Here is a 7853-nt window from a genome sequence, read left to right as displayed (position 1 = left end):
TAGCCCCCGGGGGGGGGTCCCCCGGGGGGTGGGCGTTCCCCCCCCCATCGGGCCGCCCCCCCCCCCCCCCCCCCGGGGGGGGGGCCCCGGTCCAGGTGCCGTCGCAGGTCGACCACCTTCGTGGTGATGACCAGCCGGAGATCGCAGGTGTGACTGGCTCGCACGGCCACCGTTGCGGCGAATTGACCGAGGAGCCCGGCGTTGAGACGATCGATGATCGGCCGGACCTCGGTCGCCAGGTCGGGGCGCACCGACGGCTGTTGTTCCGGATGTGCGGTCCACTGCGCGTACAGGCCGCGTTGCACGACTTTGTTCGCTTCGATCTGGTCGCGGAAGAAGCGCACGGTCGTGACCGGGTCCAGTCCGAGTCCGGCTGCCTTGGCCGCGACGTCGTTCAGAATCTGCTGCTCGCGGACCGGGTCGTCGATCGGCTGTGTGGTGCCGAACTTTGCCGCGGCGACCTTGTCCGCGATCTGCACCCGTTGGGCCGACAGATCTGTCAGGGACCAGAGTGAGGACGACGATGGCGTCGAAGCTGCGGCGGGCATCGCGGTGACCGCGAGCCCACTGGTGGACAGCAGGACGCAGGCGACCCAAGACCGAACGCGCATGACTTCGGAGGCTACATGCGAAGATCGGCCCATGCCCGCAGTCGCCGAAGTCATCACCGCTCTGGAGCAGGCGTATCCGCCCGAGCTGGCCGAGTCATGGGACGCCATCGGACTCGTCTGCGGTGATCCCGCCGAGCCCGTCGACCAGGTGCTGGTCTGTGTCGATCCGGTCGATGAGACCGTCGACGAGGCGATCGAGCTCGGTGCGCAGCTGATCGTCGCGCACCATCCGCTGATGCTGCGTGGGGTGCACGGCGTAGCCGCGGACACCACGAAAGGCAGGCTCGTGCACCGCATGATCCGTGCGGGTGTCGCCCTGTACTGCGCGCACACCAATGCCGATTCCGCACGGCCGGGGGTGTCCGACGCGCTCGCCGAGGCGCTGGGGCTGCGAGTCCTCGGGCCACTCGACGCCAACGCGGATGGAGTCACCGGGATCGGACGGATCGGCGAACTGCCTGAAGCCGAGCCTTTCGCCGAGTTCGTGGTGCGTGTGGCGCGTTCGCTGCCGAAGACCGAGCCGGGCGTATTCGGTGCGGGCGACGCCGCACGGCCCATCAAGACCGTCGCTGTGTCGGGCGGGGCAGGTGACAGCTACCTCAAGCGAGCGACGGCCTCCGGGGTCGATGCCTATGTGACCGCCGATCTCCGGCATCATGCGGCCGGAGAACATCTCGCCGATGGCGGCCCCGCCCTGGTCGGTGTCACACACTGGGCGAGCGAGTGGCCATGGTGCGAGCAAGCCTCGGGCGTGATCCGCGTTGCCTTCCCCGGTACCGTCGACGTTCACGTCTCCACGCGGCGTACCGACCCCTGGAACATCAGGGCAGAGAACTAGGGAGCACTGTGAAGGCCGAATCCGCCGTGCAGCGTCAACTGCTCGAGCTCGCCAAGGTGGACGCGGAGCTTTCGCGGACCGCGCATCGCCGCCGAACCCTGCCGGAGCTAGCCGAGATCGAGCAGGCCGAGAAGACCGCGCGCGCACGCCGTGACGCACTCGTCGCCGTGCAGACCGCGGTGTCCGACCTTGACCGCGAGGTCGCCAGGCAAGAACGCGAAGTCGACTCCGTGCGTGCTCGTGAAGATCGTGACCGCAAGCTGCTGGCGTCCGGCACCGTGGCCGCCAAGCAGATGGCCGATATCGAGCACGAACTCCAAACCCTCCAGCGTCGTCAGACCGCGCTCGAGGATGACGTGCTCGAGCTGATGGAACGCCGGGAAGCGCTTGAGCTGGACGCGCAGCGCACTGGCGCCGAAGTCGACAAGGCCGAGCGAGAAGCCGCGGACGCCATCAGGCGGCGTGACGAGACGTTCGCCGATCTGGACACCACGCAGGCGCGCCGTGACGAGGACCGCGCGAAGCTGTTGCCGCGATTCCCGGAAGACTTGCTCAAGCTTTATGAGCGAGTGCGGGAGCACAAGGGCATCGGCGCGGCTTTGCTGCGGGCTCGCAAGTGCGGTGCCTGCCAGCTTGAGATGGACCGCAACACCATCAACGAGATCAAGGCCGCTGCCGACGACACCGTGATCCAGTGCGAGAACTGTGGCGCGATCCTGGTTCGGACCTTGGAGTCCGGTCTGTGAGAGTGATCGTCGAAGCCGACGGTGGTTCGCGGGGAAACCCGGGTCCCGCCGGCTACGGTGCCGTCGTCAAGGACGCGGTGACCGGCGAGGTGCTCGCCGAACGGCTCGACTCGCTGGGGATCACCACGAACAACGTCGCCGAGTACTCCGGCCTGGTTGCCGGACTCAAGGCGGCAGCCGAACTCGGGGCGTCCACTGTGGATGTCCGGATGGACTCGAAGCTCGTGGTGGAGCAGATGTCCGGGCGCTGGAAGATCAAGCACCCGGCGCTCCAGCCGCTCGCGCAGGAAGCTCGCGACTTGGCGGCCGGGTTCGGCGAGGTTCGCTTCGAGTGGATACCGCGCGCCGAGAACTCATACGCCGATCGCCTGGCCAACCAGGCCATGGACGGTGATGTCGGCAAGCGGCCCGCGGCCGTCCGGACGCCGGAGCCCGCTCGTTCATCGGAGCCCAATCGGTCATCGGCGACAGGATGGACGGGTGCCACCGGGACACCGACGAAGCTCTTCCTGCTGCGTCACGGCCAGACGTCGATGTCCGTCGACCGCCGGTATTCCGGTCGTGGCGACGTACCGCTGACCGAACTCGGGCAGAGCCAGGTGGCAGCGGCGGCGAAGCGGCTGGCTGGGATGAAGGGTTTCGTCACGGGGGACGTGGTCGCGCCGATCGTCGCCTCCCCGCTGACCCGTACCCGGCAGACCGCGGAGGCTGTCGCCGACGCGCTGGGCGGGCGGGTCGAGACACACCAGGGCCTCGTGGAGACCGACTTCGGGGATTGGGAGGGCCTCACGTTCACCGAGGCGGCCGAGCGTGACCCGGAATTGCACCGCGCCTGGTTGAGCGACAGCTCGATACCGGCCCCTGGTGGGGAAAGCTTCGACACCGTGCATCGTCGTGTGCGGAAGGCTCGTGACGAGCTCATCACCCAGTACGGCGGCCAGACCCTGATCGTGGTCAGCCATGTGACGCCGATCAAGACGCTGCTGCGGATGGGGCTCGATGCCGGACCGTCGTTGCTCTTCCGGCTGCACCTCGACCTGGCTTCGCTCTCCATCGTGGAGTTCTATCCGGACGGCAACGCGTCTGTTCGGCTAGTGAACGACATCTCGCATCTGGCTTAGCCTTGCGGATGAGGGCCGACCTGGGCGGTGGTGGACAGGTACGCGCAGGTCATGGCCATACGAGCAGGACCGCGCAGGGAGCGTGATCGACGACGAACCTGGTGTGGCGGCCGAGACTCTTCGGACCAGGGCCGGCGTGGTCGCGGGCACAGACGAGCAGGTCGAAATCGGCACAGGCGGCGACGACTTCGTGCTGCGGGTGACCTCGTTGTACGGCGGTCTCACACGGTCGGCCGAGGCGGGCCGCGGCCTCGTCCAGCAGCGCTTGTTCGGCGGGGCCGGTCAGTGCTTCGAGATCGCGTGCGGGGTCATGGCCGTGACGGGAGAGGAGGCCGCTGTACGCACCATGCATCGCCTCCTCGATGTCCGTGTCGACGACATGCAGCAGGGTGAGCTGCGCGGGCGTTTCCAACGCGCGAACAGCGTCGACGCAGGATGGCCAGGTGCCTTCGCTCAGCCAGACCAGTACCTTCATGACCGGCCATCGTGTCACGTGAGCGCCAGGCCGCACCACAGCGCGAGGACAGCACCCACCAGTGACAGGGGCACCGTCCAGGCGCCGAGCCGCAGGAACTCTCGCAACGCGGGTGTCACGCCGGCGCCTGCGAGGACTCGACGCCAGAGCAGCGTCGCGAGCGAGCCGAGGTAGGTCGCGTTCGGGCCGATGTTGACGCCAAGGAGTACCGCGAGCAGCAACCCCGGCTCGGGATGCTGGCCGAGGACGGACAGCAGGATCAACGTCGCAGGCAGGTTGTTGACCAGGTTCGCCAACACGGCCGCGATGACCGCGGTGAGCAGGAGCTCGGTCAGGCCGGCCGAGTTCGGCAAGATCGCGCGGAGCACGCCGCCGAGCAGGTGCTCGGATACGGCTTCGACGACGACCGCGAGTCCGAGGACGAACAAGCACAACAGCGGCGAGGCTTCGGTGACGAGGCTGAGCGGTCGTACTGTGCGGGTCGCCAGCGCGCGGATGGCGAGTATCGCGGCAGCCATGGCGGCGATCCAGACCGGCTCCAGCTGGATGAGGGGGCCTAGGCCGAAACCCACGAGAGTCAGCGCCAGCACGGTGAGCGCGAATCTGGGCGTTCTTGTGGCTGTTCGGGGAACCGTGGTCGATCGGCCGGTAAGATCGGCGGCGAAGAACCGCAGGAACACCACGAGTTCTATGCCGATCGAGACCAGCCATGGCAGTGCCATCAGCGCGGTGAATCCGGCGAAGGTCAATCCCAACGCTGAAAACGCGAGCAGGTTGGTCAGATTGGACACGGGCAGCAAGGTCGAGGCGGAATTCGCCAGGTGAGTGCATGCGTAGACGTGAGGCTTGGCGGGTAGCCGGAGGCTCGTCGCGGTGGCGAACACCACTGGCGTCAGCAGCACGACCGTCGCGTCGAGGCTGAGGATCGCTGTGACACCGGACGCGGCGGCGAATGTGAGCACGAGGAGGCGTTTCGGCTTCCCATGGCAGGCGGTGGCCAGTCGTTCACCGAGCCAGGTGAACACGCCGTCGACGCTCGCGAGGTACGAAAGCAGCAGGATCGCGGCGAGGAAGCCCAGCGTGGGCAGGATTTCCAGGGCTCGCCGTCCCGCTGCGGCAGGCGGAACCAGGCCTAGCGCGAGCACGATGCAGGCTGCGGGTACAGCGGCGACCGCCTCTGGCAAGCCGCGCGGGCGGAGCATGGCGAAGGCGAGCACCACCACCAGCAGTACGAAGCTGCCTATCGCCGCCCAAGTCACGGCCGAAGGTTAGGCGGTCAGCGCGGCGGCCAGCTCGGCGCGGCCGGTAATGCCGAGTTTGCGGTAAGCGCCGGAGAGGTGCAGCTCGACTGTGCGGCGGGTCAGATGCAAGGTTTCGGCGATTTCGCGGTTGGTGAGGCCACGTGCGGCCATCATGGCGATCCGGCCCTCTTGCCGGGTCAGGCCGTGCGCCGTGTCCTTCGTGGTCATCTGGATGGCGTGCAACTCTTCGTTCGCGCGACGGGTGAGCGGAAGGGAGCCGCATTGGGTGCTGAGCTCCACCGCGCGCTGCAGGTCCGCGACAGCCTGTTCGGTGTGCCCGCGTCGAGCGCGCGCCGCGCCTAACTCCGCCAGCGTGGTCGCCAGCTGGAGACGCGCGGGTGAGGCTTCGAGCAGTTCGGTGGCCTTGTGCAGAAGCCGCTCCGCTTCCTCGTCCTCGCGGGTGAGCGCCAAAGCCGCCATGGCGCTCCCGCGGGTGCGAGGCGTGTCCCATCGATCCGCCGCGACGGTGTCGGCGTCGGCGAGCGCGGCCGCCAGCTCGGTCCGGTCGAGTATCAACGCCGCGCGGACGGCCAGCGGGCGCCAGGCGGCGAACGCGGGGAATGCCAGACCGTGCCGTTCGAGGCGCCGCCCGCAGTCGAGCAGGTCTTCCAGCCCCGCCTGTGTGTCGCCACAGGCCACGCGCAGCTTGCCGCGCGCGTAAAGGAGGTAGTTGTGCTGGAAGAGCCGCTTGGTGCCGTCGAAATCGATACCGGCGAGCAGTGCCTCGGCCTCGTCAGGCCTGCCGAGGTCGGTGTAGACCTCGGCCAGATGTGCCACCGCGAGCACCGCGATCGGACAGGCGCTGGTGGCTCGGCGTTCGTCGAACAGGCGCAGCAGCGACTCGTAGTAGACACTGGCGCGGAGGAGCTTGCCTTCGCTCTGCAGCGCGATTCCCCTGGCGAGCGCTGCCATTGAGCCTTTGCGCAAGTGGTAGTCGAAGGGGTCGTCGGTGCTGTCGAGCACACGGCAGAGGCGATCGGTGAGTGCTGGCTCGTCGGCGAGCGTGGCTGTCACCAGCGTGAAGAAATACGGCTGCTCGAAGAGCTGGCCGTTGTCACCGGACAACGCGTCGCTGAGATGTCGCACTGCCTCGTCCGCGGATTTGCCGCGACGGAGGACGTCGAGCGCCAGCAGCGCGGCGTGGGTTCGCCGCAGCTCCGGGTCGGCGTCGGGGCCGGGCGTCCAGTCTTCGCTGAACAAGGGAGCCGGATTGAGACTGTTTCCCGTTTCGGCCAGGTAGATCATGCAATGCAACGGCCAGGTGGCTTCGGGACTGCCGGAACTCACCCTGGCCGCGATCAAGCTCGCCGCGGAGACGGCCAGCTGATTGTCGGCTCCGCTGCACAAGCACAGGATCATCATCATCGCGGTGTGCGTGGCGACGCGGTGCGTGTCGATGTGGCCGACGGCTTCGCGCACGCGGGCCATCGCCGTGTCCGGGTTGATCCGGTATTCGGCGTGGGCAAGCTGCAACGTGGTCGCGACTCGTTTGCCCGGCGACATCCGCTCGGCGAGCGCGCGTTTCAGGCATTGGGCTGCCAGGTCTTCTTCGCCTTCGAACACGGCCGCCCATGCCGTGTTCCGCAAGATATCGATTGCCCAAGGCGTGCTGACCGTATGCGCCTCCAGCAAATGCGCGGCCACGCGCTTGTGGGGGACGTCGGCTTCGGCGAGCAACTCCGCCGCCTTCGCATGGCTCACCGCACGTGTCGCCAGAGGAATGTCTTGCAGGACAGAATGTCTTACGAACGAGTAGGTGAACGCCGGTAATCCCGTATTGGTGAGCAACCGGAGGCGGACAAGGGTGTCCACGCCCTCCAACGCGACGCGTTCGTCGACACCGGCGAGTGTGGCGATGCGGTCGAAGGTGGCGTCCTCGCCCAGGATCGCCACCGCGCGCACCAGCTGTGCGGCCGCGGGATACACCCGCAGCCGGGCTCTCAGGACCTCGCCGACCGAGGGGGAGCCGACCGTGTGGACATCGGCGCCGGGAGCCAGCCGGGTGAGCAGATTGTTCAGAAGAAATGGATTTCCCCCGGTGGCTTCGCGGCAGTCCGCGGCCGTTCCAGTGAAGATCATGGATTTCGCGGCGATCAGGCGCCCGGTTTCTTCGACACCGAGGCCGGTGAGCTTGATGATGGCGGGGGAGCAGCCCGCGAGTTCCAGAAGTGACACCTCGCCGGTCAATGTCTGACCCAGAATGGAAGTCAGTACGATCAGCACCGGGTATTCGGCTACCCGGTAGCGAATGTAGGCGAGGCAGCGCATCGACCAGGCATCGGCGAGGTGGATGTCGTCGACGGCCAGCAGCAGTGGGCCACGCCCGGCCACCTCGCGAACCAGCTGAAGAAAACCTTCCAGCGCCGCCGTTTGGTCGTGCTCGGTGCGCGGCCGTTCCTCCAGCGGGGATTTGAGGGGTGCGCGGCCGAGCGCGCGAGTGAGCCCGTCTGACAACTGCCTGGTCACACCGCCGCTGAGATGGGTCTCGAGTCCGGAACCCTTCGCGACCACGACCGCGAAGGCGGTACGGCTCGCGTACTCCGAGAGTGCTCCGAGCAGCGTTGTCTTGCCCATACCGAACTCGCCGACCAGCACCGCGCTGGTGGCTCGGCCGCGGGCCACGCCGTCGTACATGGTGGCCAGGGCCTTGAACTCGTCGTCGCGCCCGAAACGCGGGGCGCCGGCTGGACGCTTCGGTACCGAAGGTCCGCCGTAGGGGCTCTCGGAATTTGCTTCGGTACGCACCGTAGAGACCTTCGTG

Annotated in this window: 7 protein-coding genes; 3 read left to right on the top strand and 4 right to left on the bottom strand. The window is 67.6% G+C overall.

From position 1 onward, the window contains the following. Positions 1 to 611: gamma subclass chorismate mutase AroQ (gene aroQ, locus ACFV15_RS20355; RefSeq protein ID WP_378352043.1), on the bottom strand; the 611-nt coding region annotated here is incomplete at its 3' end. Between the two features lie 31 nt (positions 612 to 642). On the opposite strand from aroQ, the gene ACFV15_RS20350 reads away from it, so the two are divergent. Genes ACFV15_RS20350 through ACFV15_RS20340 form a run of 3 tightly spaced genes read left to right on the top strand, consistent with a single transcriptional unit; the run spans position 643 to position 3316 of the window. Then, positions 643 to 1449 carry a Nif3-like dinuclear metal center hexameric protein gene (locus ACFV15_RS20350; protein WP_378352042.1) on the top strand — a complete coding sequence of 269 codons (807 nt, stop codon included), beginning with the start codon at positions 643 to 645 and terminating at the stop codon, positions 1447 to 1449. An 8-nt stretch (positions 1450 to 1457) separates the two neighbouring features. Continuing rightward, a complete protein-coding gene (locus ACFV15_RS20345; RefSeq protein ID WP_378352041.1) occupies positions 1458 to 2195 on the top strand; it encodes a zinc ribbon domain-containing protein in 738 nt (245 codons plus the stop codon). Positions 2196 to 2197: 2 nt separating this feature from the next. Further along, entirely contained in the window at positions 2198 to 3316 is a 1119-nt protein-coding gene (locus ACFV15_RS20340; RefSeq protein WP_378352087.1) for a bifunctional RNase H/acid phosphatase, read from the top strand. 49 nt (positions 3317 to 3365) lie between these two features. Here ACFV15_RS20340 and ACFV15_RS20335 read toward each other — a convergent pair whose 3' ends face one another. Genes ACFV15_RS20335 through ACFV15_RS20325 form a run of 3 tightly spaced genes read right to left on the bottom strand, consistent with a single transcriptional unit; the run spans position 3366 to position 7837 of the window. Beyond that, a complete protein-coding gene (locus tag ACFV15_RS20335; protein ID WP_378352040.1) occupies positions 3366 to 3791 on the bottom strand; it encodes a universal stress protein in 426 nt (141 codons plus the stop codon). Positions 3792 to 3805: 14 nt separating this feature from the next. Then, complete coding sequence (locus ACFV15_RS20330) at positions 3806 to 5050, bottom strand: ArsB/NhaD family transporter (RefSeq protein WP_378352039.1); 1245 nt, start codon at positions 5048 to 5050, stop codon at positions 3806 to 3808. A gap of 9 nt (positions 5051 to 5059) precedes the next feature. Then, entirely contained in the window at positions 5060 to 7837 is a 2778-nt protein-coding gene (locus tag ACFV15_RS20325; protein WP_378352038.1) for a BREX system ATP-binding domain-containing protein, read from the bottom strand. Positions 7838 to 7853: the final 16 nt, after the last annotated feature.

The organism is Amycolatopsis sp. NPDC059657, assembly GCF_042734395.1.
Taxonomy (GTDB): domain Bacteria; phylum Actinomycetota; class Actinomycetes; order Mycobacteriales; family Pseudonocardiaceae; genus Amycolatopsis.
The sequence above is the reverse complement of the archived record's forward strand: the minus strand, read 5'-3'. Positions and strand labels throughout refer to the sequence as shown.

Coding starts and splice junctions, on each gene's coding strand:
- ACFV15_RS20350 (WP_378352042.1), top strand. CDS start 643: ATGCCCGCAGTCGCCGAAGTCATCACCGCTCTGGAGCAGGCGTATCCG.
- ACFV15_RS20335 (WP_378352040.1), bottom strand. CDS start 3,791: ATGAAGGTACTGGTCTGGCTGAGCGAAGGCACCTGGCCATCCTGCGTC.